This window comes from Blautia sp. aa_0143 (assembly GCF_004167315.1).
In the GTDB taxonomy this organism is placed as follows: Bacteria; Bacillota; Clostridia; order Lachnospirales; family Lachnospiraceae; genus Blautia_A; species Blautia_A fusiformis.
Map to the genome: position 1 here is coordinate 1 of NZ_RCXU01000008.1, position 26,482 is coordinate 26,482.

Here is a 26,482-nt window from a genome sequence, read left to right on the forward strand (position 1 = left end):
GCAGACAGAATATCTGACCCCAGAATGCATCTTTCATGGTCTAACTCCATTATATTTATCATCCTTTTTCTTATATCAACGGATATGTATTTATGAACTAATTGTTCTTTTCAGTATACTACATCAGGGAAGGGAGAACAAGTGTTTCTTTTATACTATAGAGATTTTTTTGAGCAGACATGCTCCGATGTGCAATTCATCTCACCACCTGAAGAGGTGAGAGAATTCTTGCTACATTTGTTAAATGTATTTTAGTATAAATTTGCGGGAAATGCAATGTAGGGGAGAACGGGTAAAAGTAAACAAAAAAATAAGAGTAAAATTAGACGCTTTGCCAATAGATTTTTAAAAAGGAAAGTTTTATACTCTACTTACAGTTAAGACATAAACATAAGTAAAAGACATAAATAACGAAATGAACGAAAAAAAGGAGGTTCTATCATGAAATTAACAAGAGAAGGAATCAAAGAGCGTGAAGCATGGGAGAAAGCAGGCATCAATCTTCCAGGATACGATGTAGAGGCAGTTACTGAGAAAGCGAAGAAGGAGCCAGGCTGGGTACATTTCGGAATCGGAAATATCTTCCGTGTATTTATCGGCGGTATTGCAGATGGTCTTCTGGAAGAGGGAGTTCTTGACAGAGGTATCACATGTGTAGAGACCTTTGATTATGACGTAGTAGATAAGATTTACGCGCCATATGACAACCTTGGCTTAAATGTCATCCTTCATGGTGATGGAACCCGTGAGTACAAAGTTCTTGGGGCACTTGCAGAAGCAGTGAAAGCACAGTCTTCTGATGCTGAACAATGGAACCGCCTGAAGGAGATCTTCACAGCTAAGTCCCTGCAGCTGGTTTCCTTTACGATCACAGAGAAGGGCTATGCACTTCAGAAAGCAGACGGAACATGGTTCCCGTTTGTGGAAGCAGATATTAAAAACGGACCGGATAAGGCAACCGGAGCAATGGCAGTTCTTGTAGCTATGCTGAATGAGAGATATAAAGCAGGGAAATATCCGATCGCTCTGGTATCTATGGATAACTGCTCACAGAACGGCGCCAAGCTTCGTGAGTCCGTGCTGACTATGACAGAGGAATGGCATAAAGCGGGCTTCGTAGATGATGGCTTCGTAGATTATGTAACGGACGAGAAGGTGGTTGCATTCCCGTGGACCATGATCGACAAGATCACACCTCGTCCAAGCGAGCAGATCGCAGCAGACCTTGAGAAGCTTGGCGTTGAAGACATGCAGCCGGTGATCACAGGAAAGAAGACATACATAGCACCATTTGTTAATGCTGAGAAGCCACAGTATCTTGTTATCGAGGACAGCTTCCCTAACGGACGCCCTGCTCTGGAAAAAGGCTTCGGCGTATACATGGCGGACAGAAATACCGTCAATCTTTCCGAGAGAATGAAAGTAACCGTATGCCTGAATCCTGTACATTCCGCAACCGGCCCTCTTGGTGTGGTACTTGGCTATGATCTGTTTGCACATATGCTGAACACCAACGAAGATATGATGAAAATGGCCCGTATGGTTGCTTATGACGAGGGACTTCCGGTAGTTGCAGATCCTGGAATCCTTTCCCCACAGGCATTTGTGGATGAGCTTTTTAATGACCGTTTCCCGAATGAGTATCTTGGAGATACCAACCTTCGTCTGGCTGTAGATGTGTCCCAGATGGTAGGTATCCGTTTCGGTGAGACTGTAAAAGCATATGTGAAGAAATTTGGAGATGCTTCCAGGCTGACAGCAATCCCGCTTGGAATCGCAGGATGGCTGAGATACATGCTGGCTGTAGATGATGAAGGAAACAAATTTGAGCTTGCACCGGACCCGATGAATGAGGAACTTCAGGAGCAGCTTGGAGATATCGTGATCGGAAAACCGGAGACCTTTAAGAATCAGCTGAAGCCGATCCTTTCCAATGAGAGACTGTTCTTCACAGACCTCTATAAAGATGGTGTCGGAGAGAAGATCGAGGACATGTTCCGTGAGATGATCGTCGGCCCCGGAGCTGTAAAGGCAACTATTCATAAATATGTAAAATAAAACCAGGGTTACGAGAACAGTTTATGTAAATATTGAATAAAGAGAAATGAGGTAAATGGAAAGATGACAGAACCGGTATTTGCGGCAGACCCGGCAAGACTGTTGATCGCGGCAGCAGCAGGAATTTTATTATTATTGTTACTTATCATAAAATTTAAGATCCACCCGGTTTTATCCCTGCTGATCGCTGCACTGGTTATCGGGCTTGGCGCCGGAATGCCGGTTCCAACGCTGGTAAGCACTGTGGAAAACGGCGCAGGAGAAACCTTACAGGGAATCATACTCCTGATCGGACTGGGCTCTCTGTTCGGTGGGATATTGGAAGTGTCCGGCGGCGCACAGTGCGTTGCTCAGACACTGATAAACAAATTTGGTGAGAAAAAAGCGGGAATCGCTCTTGGGATCACAGGACTTGTGGTAGGAACTACGGTATTCTTTGAGGCTGGCGTTGTGATCCTGATCCCTCTGGCATTCGGACTTGCGAAGAAAACAAAGAAATCTACTTTATATTATGTGATTCCTCTTCTCGCCGGACTTGCCACCGGATTTGCATTTATACCGCCATCAGCAGGATCTGTTCTGGTGGCAAATATGCTGAATGTGGATCTCGGAGTGATGATCGCGGTAGGTGTGCCTGTGGGCATTTTATCATTGATCTTTGCAGGAATCTTATGGTCCAAATTTATCGGCAAAAAGATCAATACAGGGCTGCCCTCCAATATCCAGGAGGTACGTGAGGAAGAAGAAGCCAATCTGCCGAAATTTTCTACAGTATTATGTATCATTCTTGTTCCGCTGGTACTGATCCTGTGCAATACAGTTTCTGAATACATTCCGGGAATCGACGCGGCACGTCCTGTTCTGGAATTTCTGGGAACACCATTTGTGGCACTGATCATAGCAGTATTGCTTGCCATGTATTTTCTTGGAAAGAAGCAGGGCTATAATGGAGAGCAGCTTAAGAAAATCCTGGATCGTTCTCTGAAGCCTACCGGACAGATTCTTCTGGTCATCACTGGTGGAGGTATCATCCGCTGGGTGCTGCAGGACTGCGGTATGGGAAATATTATAGGACCAGCCCTGGAAAAAAGCGGACTTCCGCTTGTACTGGTTGCATTCCTTATTGCAGCTCTGATCCGTGCATCGGTTGGTGCGGCAGTTGTGGCTATGACAATGGCAGCAGGAATTATGGCGGCTATGCCCGGAGTTGCAGACCTGTCACCGGTTTATCTGGCAGCAATGGTCTGTGCCATCAACGGAGGCGCAACGGCATTCAGCCATGTAAATGACTCCGGATTCTGGCTGGTAGGTTCCCTTCTTGAGATTGATGAGAAAACAACCCTGAAATCCTGGACAATGATGGAAACCATCGTAGGAGTAACAGGTCTGGTCTGTGCTGTTGTGATCAGCCTGTTTGCATAGGAGAGTAGACAAAAATGATAGTAAAAGTAATTTTAGGCACAATGCAGAATGCAAGAAAGCTGGTAAGTATTGCAGAATCCATCCCCTGTGATGTAGAATTATGTTATGGCCGTTATGTTGTAAATGCGAAGTCTATGCTTGGTGTCTTAAGTATGCCTGAGTTTGACGAGGGAGAGCTTCATATACATACAGATAATGAGAAAGAATGCGAGAAGATCTTTTTTCAGCTGCTTGATCAGAACCTTATTATGGACACAGGAGATGCTGTGAAAAGATCCATCTATGATATCACAACCTTTGGTGAGATCCTGATCGATTTTACATCTCAGGATATCAATGAGGATGGACAGATGCTGTATGCCAGAAATCCGGGCGGTGCACCAGCCAATGTTGCAGTTGCAGCCAGCAGACTGGGAGCTCATACTGCATTTATCGGTAAAGCAGGAAAAGATATGCACGGAAAGTTCCTGAAATCTGTTCTTGAGAAAGAAAACGTGGATACCAAGGGTATGCTCCTGGATGAAAATTATTTTACTACACTGGCTTTTGTGGAAGTCAGCGAGACTGGAGAGAGGACTTTCTCTTTTGCAAGAAAACCGGGAGCGGATACGAAGATCCAGAAGGAAGAAGTGGATGTGGATGTGCTGGATCATACCCATATTTTTCATGTTGGATCCCTGTCCCTGACGGATCAGCCTGCAAGAGATACCACGTTTTATGCGGTAAAAAGAGCAAAAAACAAGGGCAGCGTGATTTCTTACGATCCCAATTACCGTGCATCTCTGTGGCCGGATGAAAAGACAGCGAAGAAGCATATGAGAAGCCTGGTTCCCTATGTGGATCTTATGAAGATTTCGGATGAAGAGACAGAACTTCTGACAGATCATAAGGATGTCCGGGAAGCAGCAGAAGCACTGTACAGCCAGGGCGTGAAAGTTGTGGCAGTTACACTTGGCGGCGAAGGAGCCTATCTTTACGGCAAGGATGGCGGCTGTATGGTACCGGGATTTGCAGTGAAACAGATCGCAGACACGAACGGAGCCGGAGATTCTTTCTGGGGCGGTTTCCTGTACAAAGTCAGCACAGCAGAGAAACATCTGGACGAGCTGACCCAGGAGGATCTGAAGGAATTTGCCCGTTTCGGCAATGCAGTGGCCAGTCTCTGCGTGGAGAAAAAAGGTGCGATCCCGGCAATGCCGGAGCTTGCACAGGTGGAACGCAGAATTGCAAAGTGATCGTATTCATAAAACTGTAGCAGAGTTGAATCTAAATTGCGAAGCGATTGTGTTTATGAGTATGTCAGATTTATGAAAGGATGGGGTTTTGAAATGAATTTAAAAGATCAGATGAACGGAGTTCAGCACGTAGGTGTGCCAACCAATGATATTGAGACAACCATTAAATTTTATGAGGCACTGGGATTTAAGATCGCTTTCCAGACGGTGAACGAGGCTGCCAATGAGAAGGTTGCTTTCCTGAAGCTTGGAAATCTTGTGATCGAGACTTACGAGAACAAAGCAGCAAAAATGGAATCCGGCGCCATTGACCATGTTGCCATTGATGTGAAGGATGTGGAGAAAGTCCACGAGCTGGTGACAGCAGCAGGACTGAATACCACCAATGACGAGGTGCATTTTCTGCCGTTCTGGGAGAATGGCGTGAAATTTTTTACTATTGAAGGCCCGAATAAGGAGAAGGTGGAGTTCAGCCAGTATTTATAAAATGTGTAAGTCAGTTAAGTCTCCTGCAAGAATGTGGGTACCTGTCTTAATGGGAATTTACAATACAGTAAAAATACGCTAGAATAGAATACTGTTAATATTCATCTAAATAAAAAAGATCTATAAGAACAGGAGTATATACATGCTGGGACTTAAACCAATAAAGACTTTACCCATAAGAGAAAAGATTGCGGCGAATCTCAGAGAGGCAATTCTTTCAAAAAAAATTCCGGCGGGGGAAATTCTGACACTGGAAAGTACTGCGCAGGAACTTGGAGTGTCCATTACACCTACAAGAGAAGCCTTTCAGATTCTGGCAAGAGATGGACTTCTGGAACTGGAGCGAAATAAACGTGCAGTAGTTCTTGGAGTGAATGAAAAAACGATCCGCGAACATTTTCAGGTGCGGGCGGCACTGGAAAGTGAAGCCTGTGTTTTGTGTTGTGAAAATAAGATCGATCTTCAGAGGATTGATCAGATCCTCAAGGTTTCCAGAGAAGAGATAGAAAAAGGTGATTTTGAAAGTTATTCAAGTCTCAATCAGACTTTGCACATGGAATTATGGACAGCAGCAGGAAATGATAAACTTAAAAATATGCTGTCAGAACTGTGGAACGGACTGTCCAGAGGCGTACTGGTAAATGAAGAAGAGTACGTAAGAAAATCTCTGAAAGAGCATGAGGAAATTGTAGAAAGTATTCGAAAAGGTGATTCTATGGAATGTTATCTGCGTATGCAGAAACATATAAAAAGCAGTTGTGAGAACTTTGTGCAACGGTATAATTAGGCTGTAGAAATTACCATTTTTCTGTAAAAAGTATACAAAAACAGAACAGATAATTTTTACAAAACGCCGAAATTGTTAATTGTTATTGACAGTTACGGCGTTTTTCACTATTCTTTATGTATACAATATAAAAAATAAAAAATAAAAAGTGAAGAAGTAAAGAAAGGCGCAATGAAATGAACGACAAGAACATAATTGTGAACAAGCCGGAACCGAAACCGGGTATACTTGAGCGTGGTGATCTTTTTGCAATCGCAGTAGGAATGGTAATCGGCTCCGGAATGGTAACTCTGATCGGACCGGCAATGGCTTATACCGGTTATTCTGTATGGCTTGCTTATCTGACAGCGATTGTTATGGGATTCTTTATGGTTTTTCCGTATATTATTCTTGGTGGGACCATGCGCGTGGCAGGAGGCCCGTATTCCATCGTAACGAACCTTTCCGGAGTCAGCACCGGAGGTCTGGTAGCTTATACGAAACTGGTAACGCCGATCCTCAACAGTTCTTTTGCGTTGGCACTGGGATTGTATTTGAATAATCTCCTCCCGGGAATTACAGTGAAAGCACTGGCAATCGCAGGTGTTGTTATCCTGTTTGTTCTGAATCTTCTGGGAATGGATATTTTTGCAAAGGTAAGCAAGATATTATCAACGGTTCTTCTGATCACAATGGTTCTGTATGTTGTTTTCGGACTTACACAGATCAGACAGCCGATCTTTGATTTTTCAGGAGATAAGATGTTTACCGGCGGCTTTAAAGGCTTTATGCTGGCGGCACTTCTTCTTATCAATTCCGCAAATGGTTACTACAATATTCTGTGGTATGGTAAAGACGCGAAAAGAGCAACGAAAGATGTTCCGTTTGCGGCAATGTCCTGCGTGCCATGTCTGCTTTTTATTTATGTGGGCCTTGCGATGGTTACAGGTGGGGTGCTTCCTCACGATGAGGTTGCAGGTGTGGAAACAATCCTTCCGGCAGCACAGGAGATCCTTCCTGGTATTGTGTATAAACTTTTTATGATCGGCGGACCGATCATGGCAATCATCACTACTTTGAATGGTGTATTTAATGATGTACGATATCCGATCGCTCAGGCTGCCAAGGATGGATGGCTGCCGAAAGGAATTCTGAAGGAAAACCGTTTCGGAGCACCGTACCTGATCTATACCTACACACTGATCGTAGTGTTGCTTCCGATCATTTTTGATATGAGTATCGTGACGATCACAAATATTTTCCAGGTGATCACATTTTTTATGAATGTTACAGTTGTGTATGCAATTTCACGTCTTCCGAAGAAATATCCGGATACCTGGAAGAAGAACAAATTTCACCTTTCCAGTGCAGGACTTTACGTATTCTGCACCATCAGTATCATCATTTACACGATTATTTTTATAAAAGGAATTTTCAGTATTAAACTTGTATATGCAGTATCTGCTGTTATAGTTATGGTTGCATTGATCTTGATTGGTGTATATCTCACCAGAAAAGGTGGAATCCGTATCGAGACATCCATATGGCAGCCTGCAGAGGAGGAAAAAAATGAATGAATTAAATCCGTTCAAGCTGGCAAAAATGCTTGAGGAACTTGAGAACACCGTAGAATTACACAGTATTTCTGTACGGTATAAAGGAGAAAAGGTTGTTGAAGGAGCCTGGGCACCTTTCTCAATGGAAGAGCCGCAGATGCTGCATTCTTTATCAAAGATCGGAACAAGTATCTGTGTTGGATTTGCGGTGGATGAGGGAAAACTTCATCTGGAGGATAAATTTCTGGATTATGTGAGAGAAGATCTTCCGGATGAATATGATGAAGCCCTGGAAAATATTACCGTATATGATCTTCTTACCATGCAGGCCGGTTCCCCGGAATGCTGTAATAATGTATGGTTTTCCAGACTGGAAAAAGACTGGGAGAAGAACTGGCTTGGACAGCCTAAGCTGAAAGAAGATATCGGAAAAGTTTTTCATTATGATTCCGGATGCAGCTATACACTTTCCAGGATCGTGACCAAAGTTATGGGTGAAAACTGTCTGTCCATTATGCAGAAACGTGTTTTTGACAAACTTGGTTTTGGAAAGATCAACTGGCTTACAAGTCCTGAGGGACATAATACCGGCGGCTGGGGCATGTATCTGACCGCAGATCAGATTTCCACACTGGCACAGCTCCTTCTCCAGAAAGGAAACTGGAAGGGTGAGCAGCTGGTGCCACAGTGGTGGATCGAAGAGATGGGACAGTCAAGAGTCGTAATTCCCGGAGATGAGAAAAAAGCACTGACTCATTATGCATATCACATCAAAGCAGGAAAAGAGATCTTTGCGGCAGAAGGAGCATTTGGACAGTATTTGGTGTGCTTCCGGGAACTTCCGGTTGCCATTGGCATTACCGCAGGTGCGAGAGAATATCTTGCGGCAGATATCTGCCTTAAATATATGAAGGAAGCAGTTTCCATACCTTGCCCGGAAGAAAAACGGGAAGAAGGAGAGAAATATCTGGAAGCAAAAATAAAAAGCCTTTCTCTGCCACAGCCGGAAGGCAGACTGAAAACTGCGGAAAAAGAACTCAGTGGATTATTTAACCGGGAGATTATTTTTACAGAAAATCCGAGAAATATTGAAAGTGCAAAGATCATTCCGGAAGGATGTAAACTGCGTCTGGAAATGATAGTCCAGGGTGAGAAAAAGATTGCTTATGCAGGATTTAAGAGCTGGAAACAGAACGATCTTTATCCGGATGATTTTACAAAGAGATATCACAGCATTGCTTATGGAATGGATCAGGAAACGTTATATCTGTCTGTGGGACTGCTCAACACTTCCTACAGGGAAGAGTATTCCTTCTGGGTCAATTCTAAAGATACCGTGATCGCGACCTGGAGACCTAACGTTACCTATCTTCCGGAACAGCCGGATATGGTATGGAAGTTTACAGGAAACTTTAAATCCTGAAGAGAAAAAACTCAAAGTATAGACCGATAAAAATATAGCAATTCCTCCAACCTTATGATAAAAGAAACGAACAACCCGCAGGATACTGACTTGCCATCAGTGGTCCGATGGGTTGTTTTTTGTTTGGAATAAGTCTACAATAGGAAACAGAAATTTTTATTATTGTGACATAGGGAAGAAAGTGTACGATGAAAATACATTACAGAATTAAAAATAATGCAATAGAGATCGTTCGGTGTTATGGTACCGATGACCGGATCGTGCTGCCGGAAGAGATCAATGGTCTTCCGGTAGTCAGTGCGGCGCCGTATGCGTTTTCTGCACATAAGGACGGAGAAGAAGATGCAGAAACCTGGGAGAGCGAAGACGCATTTTCATTCGGAGAAGATAGACTTCTTGCCGGGGAGGAAGTGCAGGAGATCGTTTTCCCGGATACGCTGAAGGAAATCGGAAGATATATTTTTTATGGATGCAAAAAACTGGAACGGCTGGAATTTTCGGATACGCTGATGCAGGTGGGAACCGGGGCGTTTACGGGCTGCAGCGGGCTGAAGGAGCTTGTGATCCATCAGAAAAAAGGGCTCAAGTCCTGTGCAAAGGAGATCCTCGGTGAGCTGTGGCAGAAGATCGATGTGGATTTTCTGTATGAAAATGGTGATGCAGGTGGAAAACGTGCGCATATGGTTTTTCCGGAGCATTATGATGAGGCGGTGGAGAATACGCCTGCGAGAATTCTGTTTACGGAGTATCATGGCTCAGGGACCAATTACCGGCAATGCTTCTACAGCAAAGAACTGGATTTCGCGGAGTATGACAGCCTGTTTGATATGGCAGTGGTAATGGATAAGTTGGAGGTTCTGGTTGATATGAGCTTTGGGCGGCTTCGTTATCCGTGGCAGCTCAGTGAAAAGGCGAAGAAGCAGTATGAGGATTATATCCGGGGAAATCTTAAGGATATCGGGGAATTTCTGGTGGAAAGCGGAAGCTTAAATGGTCTGGAGCTGCTTTCTCGGGAAAAACTCTGGAACAGAGAGGGCCTGGAACATAGTATTGATGTGGCGTCCGGGAAGAAGGATATGGAGATTTCCGCATTTCTGATGAATGAACGCAGCCGGATGCAGAAGGAAGAGCAGAAGGTGGCCGGGGAGACAGAAAATGAGAGGTGCCCTGTTAAAAGGAGAAAGAAGTTTCAGTTATGAGTGATATAGAAACAACTGAAAACAATAAAAATAACTTCCTGCCCGGTCAGGGATCCAATTCCCAGGAGGCAGCCCAGCGTCTCCAGGATATCGGCAGCAGCATTCTCCGGGCGGCAAGAGACGAGCTGTATCTTGGCATGCGTTTTCTGGATGTGGCGCTGAGCAGTTTTATTTATCAGATGGATGGTTCGGTCAGTCCGTTTGGAACAGACGGGGCTGTGATATACTTCCATCCGGCACAGCTTGGCGGGCTTTATAAAGAAAACAGGATTCTTGTGAATCGAGGATATCTCCATATGGTATTTCACTGCATTTTCCGGCACTTTGGGAAGCCGGGAATAGAGAAACGTTTGTGGAATTTAAGCTGCGACATTGCAGTGGAGCATATGATCGACGGGATCTACCACCGCTCAGTCCGATATTCCAGAAGTCTTCTCCGGAGGGAAACCTACCGTCTTCTGGAAAAGGAAAAGAAGACGCTGAATGCAGAGAGAATCTACAAGATTCTGAAAGAAGAATTTCTGAAGGAAAAAGAACTGGCACAGCTTGAAAAAGAGTTCTACGTGGACGACCATAAATACTGGGCAAACCAGCAGCCCGATCGGAAACCCAATCCCCTGATGAGCAAAAAATGGGGAGATATCAGCGAAGGAATCGAGACAGATCTGGAGACCTTTTCCAGGGAGGCAGGAGCGCAGGACGGAGATTTTCTGGATCAACTGAAAGTGGAGAACCGGGAACGATATGATTATCGGGAATTTCTGCGGAAGTTTGCAGTATTTCGGGAAGAACTGACTGTAGATCCGGACAGCTTTGATTATAATTTTTATACCTACGGGCTTTCCCTTTACGGGAATATGCCGCTGATCGAACCCCTGGAAACCAGAGAAGTGAAAAAAGTTTCGGAATTTGTCATTGTGATCGATACCTCCATGTCCTGTTCAGGAGAACTGGTACAGAGATTTCTGGAGGAAACCTATGGGATCTTAAGCGACAGCGGGAATTTTTTCCAGAAGGTAAATATACACATTATCCAGTGTGATGAGAAAGTGCATTCGGATGTAAAGATCACCGGTGCAGAGGAATTGCAGGAGTATATGAACAGCCTGGAACTTTACGGTGATGGAGGTACAGATTTCCGTCCGGCTTTTGCTTATGTGGAAGAGCTGATGGAAAAACGTGAGTTTGAAAATCTTAAGGGCCTGGTGTATTTTACAGACGGATACGGGCTTTTTCCGGCAAAGATGCCGCCATACCGGACAGCATTTGTATTTATGGAGCAGGAGCCTGAGGATGTGGATATCCCGGCCTGGGCCATGAAGCTGGTGATCACGGAGGAAGAATTGTAAAGAATTATATCCATATCTTATGTCATGAATCTGATATTTTAATCTTTTATTTTGTATATTGCTATCTGCATATCAGTTATAGTGTAGAAAATAGGTAACAACAGACAATGTTACGGAAAATATACAGAACAGGAGATTGTATGGCATGAGATATGGGTATTTTGATGAAGAAAAAAAGGAATATGTGATTACCAGGCCGGACACACCTGCTCCGTGGGTGAATTATTTGGGATCGCCGGAATACGGAGCAATCGTTTCCAATAATGCAGGGGGATACAGCTTTGCAAAATCCGGGGCGAACGGCAGAATCCTGAGATATATTTTTAATCAGTTTGATCAGCCGGGAAGATATATTTATCTCAGGGATAATGACACAAAAGATTATTGGTCAGCATCCTGGCAGCCGGTTGGCAAAGATCTCAGTGAGTATAAAAGTGAATGTCATCATGGCACAGCCTATACTAAAATGATGGCAGATTACAGCGAGATACATTCAGAGGTGAGATACTATGTACCGCTTGGGCAGTCCTATGAGGTATGGAATCTGAAAGTTACCAACTGCTCAGACAGAAAACGTGAGATCAGTGTGACTGGATATGCAGAGTTTACAAATAACAGCAATTATGAACAGGATCAGGTGAATCTGCAGTATTCCCAGTATATTACAAGAACAGTATTCTGTGGAGATCGTGTACGTCAGATGATCCATGCGAATCTGGACGGCCTTAAGGATGGGGAAGAGGTTGATAACAAGAACGTGTTCAACCGATTCTTCGGCCTGGCTGGAGAGAAGGTTTCTTCCTGGTGTGGTGACAGGGAAAAATTCCTTGGAAGATATCACGGATACAACAATCCGGCAGGGGTTGAAGCCGGTGTATTATGTAATGAGGGAAATTATAATGAAAACAGCTGTGGAGCTCTTTCAGCTGTAATTACTCTGGAACCGGGAGAAAGTCGGGAAATGGCTTTTCTGGCAGGAATGAAGGAGGATAATGAAGCAGCGGAGATTATAGCACATTATGCAGACTGTGAAAAAACATGCGCGGTGGAGCTTGAAGAACTGATCAGTTACTGGCACGGACAGCTTGCACATTTTCAGATCAGAACACCAAGTCCGGAATTCGATACCATGATCAATACATGGAACGCATATAACTGTTTTATGACATTTATCTGGTCACGTGCAGCATCTTTTACTTATTGCGGACTTCGTAACGGATATGGATACCGTGATACTGTACAGGATATCCAGGGTGTGATCCATCTTGCACCCCAAATGGCACTGGATAAGATCCGTTTCATGTTGTCAGCACAGGTAGATAACGGCGGCGGTCTTCCACTTGTGAAATTCACACATAATCCGGGACATGAGGATACACCGGATGATGCGTCCTATGTACAGGAAACCGGTCATCCGGCATACCGCGCAGATGATGCACTCTGGCTGTTCCCTACTGTATACAAATATATTTCAGAGACAGGAAATTTTGCATTCATCGATGAAGTGATCCCGTTTGCAAACAAGGATGAAGGAACTGTATACGAGCATCTGAAAAGAGCTATTGACTTCTCCATGAACCATCTTGGCAGACATGGAATGCCGGCCGGCCTTTATGCAGACTGGAATGATTGTCTGAGACTTGGAAAGGATGGGGAATCTACTTTCGTTGCATTACAGTTCTATTATGCAATGACTATCCTGAAAGAGTTTGCAAAGTACAAAAAAGATGAAAAATATATAAAATACCTGGAAGAAAAACAAGAGCAGCTTGGAAAATTGATCCAGGAACTCTGTTGGAATGAAGATCGTTTTATCCGTGGGTTTACGGAGCGGGGAGAGGTTATCGGAAAGAGAACTGACCCGGAGGCAAATATGTGGCTGAATCCACAGAGCTGGGCTGTGATCAGCGGCCTTGCAACAGAGCGGCAGGCAGATCTGGCTCTTCAAATGGTTTATGAAAGATTGAATACAGAATACGGTGCAATCCTTATGGATCCTCCATATCATGCAAATGCTTTCGACGGAGCACTTGCGGTTATCTACAATGCAGGAACAAAGGAAAATGCGGGAATCTTTTCACAGTCACAGGGATGGCTCATTCTGGCAGAAGCACTTTGCGGACATGGTGAGCGTGCATTTAATTATTTCCTGGAGAATGCTCCGGCAGCGCAGAATGACAGGGCTGAGATCAGACAGCTGGAGCCATACTGCTATGGACAGTTTACAGAAGGAAAAGCAAGCCCGAATTTCGGACGATCTCATGTGCACTGGCTGACAGGAACAGCATCTACTGTGATGGTAGGATGTGTAGAAGGAATTCTTGGCATGCGTCCGGATTTCTATGGCTTACGTATAGCACCATCGATTCCAAAAGAATGGGAGAAGTTTGAGATAAGCAAGGATTTCCGTGGATGTCATCTCCATATCACTGTGAAGAATCCGGGACATGTGGAAGCCGGATGTAAAAAACTCTATGTAAATGGAGAAGAACTTCCGGGTAATTATATTCCGCAGGAGAAACTTACCGGTGAGACAGAAATTGAATTCTATATGTCATGACATAATGGATATAAATTGCGAGGAGATCACATTTATGAATACAAAGTAAAATGGAATATAAATACCGTTTTATTTTGGCAGGAAGGAGATCACAGAATGAAATATATAAAATTTCAGGATAAAAATGGAAGTTTTTCCATAGAAAATCCGGAGAATTACAGCGGTTTATATATACCTCTGGCCGGAGAAAACGGATTGAAATCCGCGATCACCCCTTCTCTGGGAGGAGACAGCAAACTGGATCAGAATCATTTTCTGCTGGAACCGGTAAGCATTGAGAATCTTCATAATAATCGAAACACCAGAAATTTCTGGTGCAAGATAAAAGGAAAAGGTTACTGGTCAGCATGCGGAGTTTCGGCAGAACAGGAATTTCAGAAATATACTGATAAACAGGATAAAAGCAGCCTGGAAGCCGGATTTATGTGGCAGAAGCTGCACAGAACTTCTGAGAAATACGGACTTCAGTCAGAGATTTTGTCTTTTGTGACAGTGAAAGGTGATGCGGAGGTCCATCTTGTAAAGATTACCAATATTGAAGAGGAAGAACAGGAGATCACACCGGTTGCTGTAATACCTGTATATGGAAGAAGTGCAGACAATCTCAGAGATCACAGGCATGTGACTTCCCTTTTGCACAGGATAAGAACAACGGAGTACGGTGTTGAAGTAAAACCGGTGCTTTCTTTTGATGAAAGAGGTCATCAGAAGAATAATACTGCATATTTTGTATATGGATCTGAAGGCGAGGGAACGGAACCGGAAAGCTTTTATCCTGATGTGGAAATGTTTATCGGAGAAGGCGGTTCTTTCCTGATTCCGGAGGTGGTCAGAGAAGAGAAAAAAGGTGTTCCGGCAGGAACAGAAATTGAAGGAAAGGAAGCTGTCGGTGGTATTCGTTTTGCATCCAGGGTTCTGAGACCACATGAAACAGCTGTATATGTTGTGACAGCGGGAATATCTGAAAAAAATCAGCTGCCGGAGGAGACTGCACGGTTTTACAGAACTGAAAAACAGGTTGCAAGAGAATTTGAACATGTAAAAAAACACTGGACAGAAAAAGTGAATGTTTCTTTTGAGACAGGTGATGAGGACAGAGATAATTATCTGAAATGGATCTGTTTCCAGCCGATATTAAGAAGAATTTACGGTTGTTCATTCCTCCCGTATCATGATTATGGAAAAGGTGGAAGAGGCTGGCGTGATCTCTGGCAAGACTGTCTGGCACTTCTGATCATGGATCCTTCTGTTGTACGTCAGATGATCGTCGATAATTACGGTGGAGTACGCATCGATGGAACCAATGCCACGATCATCGGAAACAGACAGGGTGAATTTATCGCAGACCGCAACAACATTGCCCGCGTGTGGATGGATCATGCTTTCTGGCCATTTGTGACAACGCAGCTTTATATGGATCAGACCGGGGATATGAATGTCCTTTTTGAGAAGATTCCATATTTCAAGGATCTTCAGACAAAAAGAGGAACTGCGCATGATGAAAAATGGAGCAGTGCCTATGGAGAAAATCAGAAAACAGAATCCGGTGAGATTTATTACGGAACGGTTCTGGAACACATTTTGCTGGAAAATCTCTGTGCTTTTTATGATGTAGGAGAGCACAACGAGATGAAACTTCACGGGGCAGACTGGAACGATGCCATGGATATGGCATGGGAAAATGGTGAGAGTGTGGCATTTACCTGTGCATATGCTGGAAATATGAAGAACATCGCAGAATATCTGAGAAAACTTCAGGAAAAGGAAATGTTTGACAGGATTGAAGTTGCGGAAGAAATGGAAATCCTGTTTACCGGAGACCGTGAGCTTTATGAAAGCCCGGAGAAAAAGCAGCAGCTTCTGAGACAGTACACAGAAAAATGTGCACATGATATCAGCGGAAATACTATTGTGATCCGTCTGGACCAGCTTAGCCGGAATCTGGATGAAAAGGCAGATTGGATGATGGAAAACATCCGCAGAAGAGAATGGGTAAAAGACGGAGAAAACGGCTGGTTCAACGGATATTATGATGATCATAAACGTCCTGTGGAAAGGGCAGAAAACAGCCAGGTACGTATGATGCTTACCAGTCAGGTATTTGCGATCATGAGTAAAACCGCACAGAAAGATCAGATTGAGTCTATCTGTAAAAGTGCGGATAAATATCTTTTTGACCGTCAGGCAGGAGGATATCGCCTGAATACCAATTTCCATGAAGAAAAATTTGATCTGGGAAGAATGTTCGGGTTTGCTTATGGAGAAAAGGAAAACGGAGCGGTATTTTCCCATATGGCTGTTATGTATGGCAATGCACTGTATAAAAACGGCTATGCAAAAGAAGGACATAAGGTTCTGGAAACGCTTCTGGACGCTGCCATGGATTTTGAGAACAGCAGGATGTATCCTGGAATTCCGGAATATTTTGATAATCAGGGAAGAGGATTGTATGCATATCTTACCGGTGCTGCAAGCTGGTATATGCTGACTATGATCACAGAGGTATTTGGCGTCAGAGGAGATCTTGGAGATCTGGTGATCGCGCCGGCACTGATGCCGGAGCAGTATAATGAGAATGGACAGGCATCTCTTACTATGGAATTTGCCGGAAGAAAGCTGGAGATCTGTATCTGCAATCCGGAGAAAAAACTTCCTTCAGAATATAAAATAAAAACAGTATGGTGCGATGAAAAGGAAATGAAAAACAAACAGAGTACCTGTGTACGTATAGATCGGGAACTGCTCGAAAAGCTTTCTGTAAAAGAAACACACAGGATCAAAGTGGAACTGATGTAACAGAAATCGGTTATACATAATTGTTAAATTACAGAAACAGAAGTATCAATAGGAAAACGGCATCCCACAGTTGTAAAAAGCTGCGGGATGTCGTTTTTGATGCTGATAAAAAATATCAGCCATAATAATAAGGATGTTTACCACATGGATTTGTAATATTTGTCACGGTACTTCTTTGGGGTAAGGCCGGTGAAGTTTTCAAAGATCTGGATAAAATGACTCTGTGAAGAGAAATTCAGATAATTGGCAATATCAACGACTGTTTTATCAGAGTATCGGAGCAGGTGAGTGGCTTTTTCGATTTTTTTCTCGCGAATGTAATCACTTATGGATACTCCAAGATTCTGTTTGAATACTCTGGACAGATAACTGGGAGAGAGTCCGGTATGTTCTGACAGATCCTGAATGGTGATACGCTCCTTAATGTGACCGTAAATATAGTCCACGCATTGCATGACCGGTCTGGAAAGAATAGAGCTTTTTTTCTGGAGGATCATTTTTCCGGTAAAATCTCTGGCCATAATATGATGCAGATCTGCAATCTGGCGTACAGTGGTGCAGGAATCCATTTTCAGAATGTAAAAATCGCTGAGACGATATGCCTGTTCAGACTCCAGTCCACCGTCAATACAGTAACGGGTGAGCATGGCAGTAGTGACAACGAAATGATACTTCAGGTTGGTCAGAGGATTTTTGGAGAGGATACCGGTTCCCTTCAGATGAAGAAAAGAGTCTTCCTCGCAGTTTTTGTTTACAGCTTCCATATCACCGGCTCTTACGGCATTGTAAAAAGAATATTCCACAGAGGGAGAGCGATGAAGAGCTTCCAGTTCTGTATCTTCCAGTTCATTAGTAATCCAGTCTTGGGAAATGGACATATTGATATCCTCCTTATATGTTGATGTTTAAGGAATGTGTTGGTTTTTTATATTATGACATGAATTTGACATTTTGTTAAGATTAATAATATAATCGCAGATAAAAAAATGGTATATTTTTATCATCAAAGGTAAAGCATCGGGGATGCTACAGAAAAAGGAGGATTTATACTATGAAGAAAAGAGCGGTATCTATGATCCTTGCAGCAGCAATGGTTTGTGGAATGATGGCAGCAAATGTAAGCTGTGTATCTGCAAAAGGATCGGATGAGGGAAAAGTGATCAATATTTATTCCTGGAATGATGAGTTCCGTCAGAGACTGGAAGCTATTTATCCGGAAGTAGAGTCCACTTCCAAAGATGGTACAGTTACAAAACTGAAAGATGGTACAGAGATCCACTGGATCGTAAATCCGAACCAGGATGGCGTATATCAGCAGAAACTGGATGAGGCACTTCTCAACCAGGCTGATGCAAGTGCAGATGATAAGGTAGACATGTTCCTTTCTGAGACAGATTATGTATTCAAATATACAGACAAAGATGCGGATGTTGCAATGCCTCTTACTGATCTTGGCATTGATCCGGACAAGGATCTTGCAGATCAGTATGATTTCACGAAAACAACAGCTTCTGATGCGGATGGAGTACAGAGAGGCGCCACATGGCAGTGCTGCCCGGGTGTCCTTGTATATCGTCGTGACATTGCGAAAGATGTTTTCGGTACTGATGACCCGAAAGAAGTTGGCGAGAAGATGAAAGACTGGGATACAGCTAAAGAAACAGCAGCTCAGCTGAAAGAAAAAGGATATTATACATTTGCTTCTTATGCAGACACTTTTCGCTTATATGGAAACAGCATTGAGAATCCGTGGGTAGAGTCCGGTGATTCTGTGATCAAAGTAGATTCAAAGATCATGGACTGGGTAAAAGATTCCAAAGAGTGGCTGGATGCAGGTTATCTTAACAAAACTGTAAAAGGTCAGTGGAACGATGACTGGAACAAGGCAATGAGTTCTGAGTCCAAGGTATTCGCATTCCTCTTCCCGGCATGGGGTATCGACTTTACTCTGAAACCAAACTGGGATGGAGCAGAAGGTGACTGGGCTGTTACAAATCCTCCGCAGGAATACAACTGGGGTGGTTCTTACATTCAGGCTGCAACAGGAACAGATAATCCGGAACATGTCAAAGATATTATCCTGGCAATGACGGGAAATCAGGATAATCTTCTTAAGATTTCCAAAGAATACTCTGATTTTACAAATACAAAATCCGGTATGAAAGATGCAGCTACAAATGCAGATTTCGCATCTGATTTCCTTGGTGGACAGAACCCGTTTGAGTATTTTGCACCGGTTGCAGAGAATATCAAGATCGCACCGCTTTCCGCATATGACCAGGGTTGTGTAGAGCTGATCCAGAACGCTTTCAGTGATTACTTCCAGGGTAAAGTAGACTTTGACAAAGCAAAAGCCAACTTTGAGACAGCTATTCAGGAGCGTTATCCGGAGATCACAGAGATCCAGTGGCCGGAATAAATACCACATGAGGATAATTGTTGATGCTGCAGGATCTTTGGATCCTGCAGCTTGCTGGAAAGGAAGAGCATTATGAAGAAAAAGAGCGTTAATTACGGAAAATGGGGATACATATTTATTCTCCCGTTTTTTGTGATCTATTTTATCTTTTCGCTGATTCCGCTGTTTGATACAGTGAGATACAGCTTTTTTGAATATTTCCGTTCTGGAATCAAGCAGATTGGTCCTAATTTTATAGGACTTGCCAATTATGTCAGTCTTCTGCATTCTGACATGCTGAAATACGGACTGAATACACTGATCCTTTGGGTGATCGGATTTGTTCCGCAGATCGTTGTTGCACTGGTGCTTGCATGCTGGTTTACTGATGCCAGGTTGAAGCTTCATGGCAAGCAGTTTTTTAAGGTTGTAATTTATCTGCCGAACCTGATCATGGCATCAGCATTTGCACTTCTGTTTTTTACCATGTTTTCCACAAACGGACCTGTAAACTCCATTTTGTGTTCACTGGGCTGGATAAAGGAACCGATTGATTTTCTGGGCTCTGTTCTGGGAACAAGATCATTGGTAGGTTTCATGAATTTCCTGATGTGGTTCGGAAACACGACCATCATGCTGATGGCAGCAGTAATGGGAATCAGTATGGATATTTTTGAAGCATCGGATCTGGACGGATGCAACAGCATTCAGCGTTTCGTCTATATTACGCTTCCACTGATTCGTCCGATTCTTTCCTATACTCTGATCACTTCCATCATCGGTGGCCTTCAGATGTTTGATGTACCGCAGATCCTCACAAACGGACAGGGTAATCCGGACAGAACATCCATGACACTGATTATGTTCCTGAACAGCCATCTGAAGAGCAAGAATTATGGTATGGCCGGAGCATTGTCTGTATACCTGTTTATTATCAGTGCAATCCTCTGCTTCTTTGTATATCGTATGACTAACGACAATGATCCGGACGGATCTAAGAAAGCAGCGAAAAAGAGAGCAAGAGCAGAAAGGAGAAAAACAAAATGATGAAAGATAAGACAGCCAGCAGGATCAGAAGTATCGTGGCACATGTGGTACTTATTATTCTTTCCTTTATGTGTCTCTTTTTCTTTTATGTACTGATCGTGAATGCGTCTCATTCTCATGCAGAGCTTCAGAAGGGATTTTCTGCTCTTCCTGGAAAATATTTCTGGAAAAACCTGATGAATGTTGCAAATGACGGAAGCTTTCCGATGTTCAGGGGAATTCTTAACAGTATTATCGTGTCCGGATGCAGTGCAGTATTATGTACATATTTTTCCTCACTGACAGCATATGGTCTTTATGCCTATGATTTCAAGGCAAGGAATGTAGCGTTTACATTTATCATGGCGATCCTCGTCATGCCGACACAGGTAACTGCAATGGGCTTCCTTCGTCTGATCACAAAGATGGGATTATATGATTCCCTGCTTCCGTTGATTATTCCGTCTGTTGCGTCACCGGCCGTATTCTATTTTATGTACAGCTATCTGCAGTCCTCACTGCCGATGTCACTGGTAGAAGCAGCCAGAATTGACGGCTCCGGAGAATTCCGTACTTTCAACAGTATTGTACTGCCAATCATGAAGCCGGCAATCGCTGTACAGGCGATTTTTACATTTGTAGGCTCCTGGAACAATTATTTCGTTCCTGCTCTGGTTATCCAGTCTAAAAGCAAGATGACTGTTCCAATCCTGATTGCAACACTTCGTGGAGCAGATTATATGAATTTTGATATGGGTAAGATTTACATGATGATCACAGTTGCCATTGTGCCGATCATTATCGTATATCTCCTTCTTTCCAAGTTTATCATCGCAGGAGTGACACTTGGAGGCGTAAAAGAATAACAAAAGGTAGCAGGTAAGATATGACAGTTAAGAAATGGAAACACAGCGGAACAAAGAAACACAGCATGTCAGACCGTGAAATACGAAACGGTCTTCTTTCGGAAAAAGCAGCAGAGGAGGGTATTGTACTGCTGAAAAATGATAAAAAAATACTCCCTCTGAATATTTCCACGAAAATAGGTTTATACGGCGCCGGTGCGGGAAAGACAGTGAAAGGCGGAACAGGTTCCGGTGATGTGAATAACAGAAGTAACATTTCTATTTATCAGGGACTGAAAGAAAACGGTATTCAGATCGTAAGCGAGAAATGGCTAGCCAATTATGAGTCAATATACGCAGAAGCACGCCGGGCATGGAAAGAAAAAATACTGGAAGAAGCAAAGTTTGTGGAAAATCCTTTTGATGCCTATGCGGAAAATCCTTTTGCAATGCCGGAAGGCCGTGCAGTCACAGCAGAAGATACTGTCGATGCCCAGACAGCAATCTATGTGGTAAGCAGGATTTCCGGTGAGGGAAAGGATAGGCGCAGGGTCGAGGGAGATTATTATCTGAGCAGACGGGAGCGGGAGGATATCCGGTTCCTTGATGCACAGAAGATTCCTACAGTACTTATCCTGAATTCCGGCGGTCCGGTAGAACTGACAGATATTCTGGAAGAAACAGAAAATATCTGTGCTGTCCTGAATATTTCCCAGCTTGGACAAAGAGGCGGACTTGCCCTCGCCAATGTCCTTCTGGGAAAGGTAACTCCAGGTGGCAAGCTGACTGCAACATGGGCCAGAAGGTATGAGGATTATCCGTGTGCAGAGGAATACAGCTATCTCAATGGCAAGCTTGAAAGAGAAGAGTACAAGGAAGGAATTTATACAGGATATCGTTATTTTGATACTTTTGGTGTAAAACCGCTGTTTCCGTTTGGATATGGACTTTCTTACACAGAAATGCAGATACGCTTCCATGGGATGAAAACATCAGGGGATGGCGTTGAAGTTGAAGCAGAGGTAACGAATACAGGAGAAACTTTTTCGGGAAAAGAGGTCGTGCAGGTCTATGTGTCTCTTCCACAGGATGAATCAGGGAAGGAATACCGTCGGCTGGCTGGCTTTGCAAAAACAAAACTTCTGAAGCCGGGGGAAAAAGAACTGCTGAAAATCAGGATCGACAGAAAGACACTGGCATATTTTTCCGAAGAGCAGCATGCCTGGATTGCTGAAAAAGGTTATTACGCTGTCTGGGTCGGAAACAGCATTGCATCGCTTGCGCTGGCTGCAATGCTTGAAGTGCCGGAGAGTGTGATCCTGGATAAAACGAATATCCTTGAGAACCAGACTGATATTACTGAAGAAGTTTATGACCGCCAGAATCTTTCTGCCAGAACTCTGAAATGGAAAGAGAAGGCAGAGAATGAGAAGATTGGAAGATATATCTATTATCCTGAACCAGAGAAGAGAACAGAATGCACCTGCCAACCGGAAAATAAGATTCCTGCAAAGGATCTGCTCCCGCTGTTTTATGGGAATATTGCTGGAATCTCCAGCAATCTGGGGGCGGCAGGAATCCGTGTTCCTGGCTCTGCCGGTGAGACCACGGCTGCTCTTTATGAGCAATATGGTGTTTCCCCACTGATCATGGCCGATGGGCCGGCAGGACTGAGACTTCAGCAGAATTATGAAGTAGACAGAGAAACAGACACAGTATATGGAATCGGTGTCCTTGGATCTCTGGAAAACGGATACCTGAGAACAGATGAGACTCACGAAAACGCAGACAGATATTATCAGTTCTGTACGGCATTTCCGGTTGGAACTGCACTGGCTCAGACCTGGGATACTGCCCTTGTGGAAAAAGTTGGAATAGCAGTGGCAGAAGAAATGGAAGAATTCCACATAGATCTCTGGCTAGCACCTAGTCTTAATATTCAGAGAAACCCTCTGTGCGGCAGAAATTTTGAGTATTATTCCGAAGATCCGCTGCTTTCCGGAATCATGGCAGCAGCCATGACAAAAGGAGTGCAGAGCAGACCTGGCTGCGGTGTTACCGTTAAGCATTTTGCCTGCAACAATCAGGAAGATAATCGTATGGGCGTAGATGCACAGGTATCAGAACGTGCCCTGAGGGAAATTTACCTGCGTGGTTTTGAGATTGCAGTTAAAGAAAGCAGACCAGTGGCAATCATGTCTTCCTATAATTTACTGAATGGTGTCCATGCTGCAAACAGTGTTGATCTCTGTACAGCCATTGCCCGAAAAGAATGGGGATTTGACGGTGTGATCATGTCAGACTGGAATACAACGGTTCCGGAAGATGGAAGTATTCCGTGGAAATGCGTGACAGCAGGAAATGATATTATCATGCCTGGTAATGCAGCCGACGCAGAAAATATCCGAAAAGCTTTTGAAGACGGAAAGCTTTCGGAAGAAGTTGTCAGAATGTGTGCGGGACGTATTCTGAACCTGATACACACACTGACAGCAGAATAAAAAAAATTATATAGTAGTGAAAAACTTGCCTGAATTCAATTTTCGATTTATCATTGGATTCAGGCATATTTTTTGCAGATGTCGCGCAAGGCAACCCGTTTTAGGCGGAGGATCCTGCAGGCAGTTTTTTATATGCCGTGAAAAGGAGAATACCATGAACATAAAACGAGCAAAGCAGGAGATCAGAGATTCCATAGAAGCATATCTTTCAAAGGACGAATTCGGTGAGTACCGGATCCCGGCGATCCGACAGAGACCGATCCTTCTTATGGGCCCTCCGGGAATCGGAAAGACACAGATTATGGAACAGATAGCAAGGGAATGCGGGATTGCTCTTGTTTCCTATACCATTACCCACCACACCAGGCAGAGTGCTGTGGGACTTCCTTTTATTGTAAAAAAGAATTATGGTGAGGAAGAATTTTCTGTCACGGAATATACCATGAGTGAGATCATTTCGTCCGTTTACGACAAAATGGAAAAAACAGGTCTGAAAGAAGGCATCCTGTTCATTGATGAGATCAACTGCGTATCTGAAACACTAGCGCCGATGATGCTGCAGTTCCTTCAGGGAAAAACCTTCGGAAACCAGAAGGTGCCGGAAGGCTGGGTAATCGTCACAGCAGGCAACCCGCCAGAATATAACAAATCCGTCCGGGAATTCGATGTGGTCACTCTGGACCGTATCAAGAAGATCGATGTGGAGGCAGACTTTGATGTGTGGAAGGAATACGCCTATCAGCAGGGAATTCATCCGGCGGTGATCTCCTATCTGGAGCTTCGCAGAAAAAATTTCTACAGGGTGGAGAATACCGTAGACGGAAAGATCTTTGCCACAGCCAGAGGCTGGGAGGATCTTTCCCGTCTGATCCAGGTTTATGAGATCCTTGGAAAAACCGTAGACCGTGAGGTGGTCAGTCAGTACATTCAGCACAGGATGATCGCGAAGGATTTTGCAGGCTATCTGGCTCTTTATTATAAGTACAGAACGGACTATAAAGTGGAGGACATCCTGAAAGGAAAGTGGGATCCCATTACTCTGGGTAAGATCCGCACAGCCTCTCTGGACGAGCATTTGAGCATTGTAAGCCTTCTCAACGGAAAGCTCAGCGAGCTTTTTACAGAATGCTATCTTACCGATGCCTACCTCACGAAACTGTATGATTATATGGTGTACTTCAGAGAAGCTCAGGACAGCCTCACAGCAAAAAATCTCCTGGAAAAAGCAGAGGCGGATCTTGAAAAGGACAAAAAGAGTGAGCTTCTTACAAAACAGCAGGAGCGTATACAGAAACGTGTTGTGTCATTCTTTGAAAATGCGTCCGGATTGAAAATAACCGGATCGGAATTAATCGGATCAGATAAAACCGGATCCGATTCAGGCCCGGCAGGAGGCAGAAGTGCTGCAGCAAAATCGGAAGATCCATCGTCAAACAGGAACTATGAGTTTGTGAAAGTCCTCTTCGAATCCGAAACCGAAGCCTACGAAAACCGAACCGACGAAATATCTCTTACTCTTCAGAACGTCTTCGACTTCATGGAAGCTGCTTTTGGGGACAGCCAGGAAATGGTGGCATTTATCACAGAACTGAATGCCAACTATTATAGTCTCTGGTTCATTCGGGAGAACGGTTCTGACCAGTATTACAGGCATAATAAAGGTCTTCTTTTTGACGACCGCCAGAAAATGCTTCTGGGCCAGATGGAGGAAGTAGAAAACATTCTCAATAATGGAATAAAATAATATGTCTTACCAATTTATTATTTACTATTGATTAAATTGGGGAATTATCGTATTATATTTACTATAAAAGTCCGGAAAATAGAGTAAACAAATAGTCAAATTGCACAGACTGACTGAATGGCTGCAGAGTGACTATTTGATGCAGAGCTGTATGGCGACTGCGGATGGTAAATATCCACTTGTCTATATTCCGGGATTTTTATGTAAAGGAAGGCAACACAATAATAAAGGAAGGCGGCCGAAACGGACGACATGTTTACAAAGATTACAGAAGAACGAGCATTTGACGGAATATTAGCGCAGATCATAGAAAATATCCGGCGGGGAGAACTGAAGCCGGGGGACACTTTACCTGCGGAACGTGTTATGGCAGAATCACTGGGAGTTTCCAGACCTGCTGTCCGTGAAGTCCTGCGGGCACTGGAGCTGATGGGAATTGTCACAACGGTCCGCGGCGGAGCCAACTATATTACCGAGAATATGGATCAGTGGCTTTCTGCACCACTGGCCCTTCTTTTTCAGCTGAATAACAGTCATGTACAGCAGGTACAGGAACTTCGTTCTGCGCTGGAGCAGGAGGCTGCACTTCTTGCAGCCGGGAATTGTACGGAGAAGGATGCATTAGATCTGCGTTCCATCCTGGCACAGCTGGAGAGCTCAGAGGACGAGAAAGCCCGTGCAGGTCTTGATAAGAAGCTTCATACGAAGATTGGCAGGATCGCAGGGAATCCTATGATCTATAATGTTCTGGATGCGGCAGCGCAGCTGACAGAGGAGATCATTTCCGGTACCCGAGCCTATATTATGCAGAAACATAATTCCGCTCTGGAGGTGGATGAGCAGCACAGAAGGCTGGTGGAAGCCATTATTTCCGGAGACCGGAACCAGGCGGAGAAGCTGATGCGCGAACATATGGAAACCATTGAGAAATATATACTGGAGATTGCGCAGCAGCAGGGGGAGAACAGCCTTGTATTTCATCGCTGATCCACCTGAAAAAATTAAATAAAATTTCAGTAAAAATCCCGTTAATTTGGTAAGACCACTATTGATTTTGGTAAGACCGCGTGCTATAATAGGGACTGTATTGGTAATACCAAAAAAGTTTGATATAATGG

At 43.8% G+C, this 26,482-nt stretch carries 18 protein-coding genes; 17 read left to right on the forward strand and 1 reads right to left on the reverse strand.

Features of this window, described 5'->3' with window-relative positions; translation table 11 throughout:
* Positions 1-441: 441 nt before the first annotated feature.
* From EAI83_RS05145 to EAI83_RS05195, 11 genes are all read left to right on the forward strand, one after another.
* Positions 442-2,058, forward strand: coding sequence for a mannitol dehydrogenase family protein (locus EAI83_RS05145; protein ID WP_129974716.1), 1,617 nt, complete (start codon positions 442-444; stop codon positions 2,056-2,058).
* 63 nt (positions 2,059-2,121) lie between these two features.
* Positions 2,122-3,480, forward strand: a complete 1,359-nt coding sequence (locus EAI83_RS05150) for a GntP family permease (RefSeq protein ID WP_015526183.1) — start codon at positions 2,122-2,124, stop codon at positions 3,478-3,480.
* Positions 3,481-3,728: 248 nt separating this feature from the next.
* On the forward strand, positions 3,729-4,715 hold the full coding sequence (locus tag EAI83_RS05155; RefSeq protein ID WP_235812422.1) for a carbohydrate kinase family protein: 987 nt from the start codon (positions 3,729-3,731) through the stop codon (positions 4,713-4,715).
* 93 nt (positions 4,716-4,808) lie between these two features.
* Positions 4,809-5,201, forward strand: coding sequence for a VOC family protein (locus EAI83_RS05160; protein WP_015526181.1), 393 nt, complete (start codon positions 4,809-4,811; stop codon positions 5,199-5,201).
* 142 nt (positions 5,202-5,343) lie between these two features.
* Entirely contained in the window at positions 5,344-5,988 is a 645-nt protein-coding gene (locus EAI83_RS05165; RefSeq protein WP_022427078.1) for a GntR family transcriptional regulator, read from the forward strand.
* 176 nt (positions 5,989-6,164) lie between these two features.
* Positions 6,165-7,544, forward strand: a complete 1,380-nt coding sequence (locus tag EAI83_RS05170; RefSeq protein ID WP_022427079.1) for an APC family permease — start codon at positions 6,165-6,167, stop codon at positions 7,542-7,544.
* Positions 7,537-8,946, forward strand: coding sequence for a serine hydrolase domain-containing protein (locus EAI83_RS05175; RefSeq protein ID WP_015526178.1), 1,410 nt, complete (start codon positions 7,537-7,539; stop codon positions 8,944-8,946). Before EAI83_RS05170 ends, EAI83_RS05175 begins: the two co-directional genes overlap by 8 nt.
* 188 nt (positions 8,947-9,134) lie before the next feature.
* Positions 9,135-10,145 carry a leucine-rich repeat protein gene (locus tag EAI83_RS05180; RefSeq protein WP_129974717.1) on the forward strand — a complete coding sequence of 337 codons (1,011 nt, stop codon included), beginning with the start codon at positions 9,135-9,137 and terminating at the stop codon, positions 10,143-10,145.
* Positions 10,142-11,494, forward strand: a complete 1,353-nt coding sequence (locus EAI83_RS05185) for a vWA domain-containing protein (RefSeq protein WP_129974718.1) — start codon at positions 10,142-10,144, stop codon at positions 11,492-11,494. The genes EAI83_RS05180 and EAI83_RS05185 overlap by 4 nt, the downstream gene beginning before the upstream one ends.
* Positions 11,495-11,639: 145 nt before the next feature.
* Positions 11,640-14,054, forward strand: coding sequence for a GH36-type glycosyl hydrolase domain-containing protein (locus tag EAI83_RS05190; protein ID WP_015526176.1), 2,415 nt, complete (start codon positions 11,640-11,642; stop codon positions 14,052-14,054).
* A gap of 96 nt (positions 14,055-14,150) precedes the next feature.
* On the forward strand, positions 14,151-16,850 hold the full coding sequence (locus EAI83_RS05195; RefSeq protein WP_129974719.1) for a GH36-type glycosyl hydrolase domain-containing protein: 2,700 nt from the start codon (positions 14,151-14,153) through the stop codon (positions 16,848-16,850).
* Between the two features lie 137 nt (positions 16,851-16,987).
* Here the strand turns inward: EAI83_RS05195 and EAI83_RS05200 are convergent, their stop codons facing one another.
* Complete coding sequence (locus tag EAI83_RS05200; RefSeq protein WP_129974720.1) at positions 16,988-17,728, reverse strand: AraC family transcriptional regulator; 741 nt, start codon at positions 17,726-17,728, stop codon at positions 16,988-16,990.
* A gap of 173 nt (positions 17,729-17,901) precedes the next feature.
* Between EAI83_RS05200 and EAI83_RS05205 the strand changes: the two genes are divergently transcribed.
* From EAI83_RS05205 to EAI83_RS05230, 6 genes are all read left to right on the forward strand, one after another.
* Positions 17,902-19,269 carry an ABC transporter substrate-binding protein gene (locus EAI83_RS05205; protein ID WP_015526173.1) on the forward strand — a complete coding sequence of 456 codons (1,368 nt, stop codon included), beginning with the start codon at positions 17,902-17,904 and terminating at the stop codon, positions 19,267-19,269.
* A gap of 72 nt (positions 19,270-19,341) precedes the next feature.
* Positions 19,342-20,295 carry a carbohydrate ABC transporter permease gene (locus tag EAI83_RS05210; protein WP_129974721.1) on the forward strand — a complete coding sequence of 318 codons (954 nt, stop codon included), beginning with the start codon at positions 19,342-19,344 and terminating at the stop codon, positions 20,293-20,295.
* Positions 20,295-21,140, forward strand: a complete 846-nt coding sequence (locus EAI83_RS05215) for a carbohydrate ABC transporter permease (protein WP_044961860.1) — start codon at positions 20,295-20,297, stop codon at positions 21,138-21,140. Before EAI83_RS05210 ends, EAI83_RS05215 begins: the two co-directional genes overlap by 1 nt.
* A 20-nt stretch (positions 21,141-21,160) precedes the next feature.
* Positions 21,161-23,620, forward strand: coding sequence for a glycoside hydrolase family 3 protein (locus EAI83_RS05220; RefSeq protein ID WP_129974722.1), 2,460 nt, complete (start codon positions 21,161-21,163; stop codon positions 23,618-23,620).
* A gap of 154 nt (positions 23,621-23,774) precedes the next feature.
* Entirely contained in the window at positions 23,775-25,364 is a 1,590-nt protein-coding gene (locus EAI83_RS05225; protein WP_129974723.1) for an ATP-binding protein, read from the forward strand.
* Positions 25,365-25,616: 252 nt separating this feature from the next.
* Positions 25,617-26,351, forward strand: a complete 735-nt coding sequence (locus EAI83_RS05230) for a FadR/GntR family transcriptional regulator (protein ID WP_015526167.1) — start codon at positions 25,617-25,619, stop codon at positions 26,349-26,351.
* Positions 26,352-26,482 lie beyond the last annotated feature (131 nt).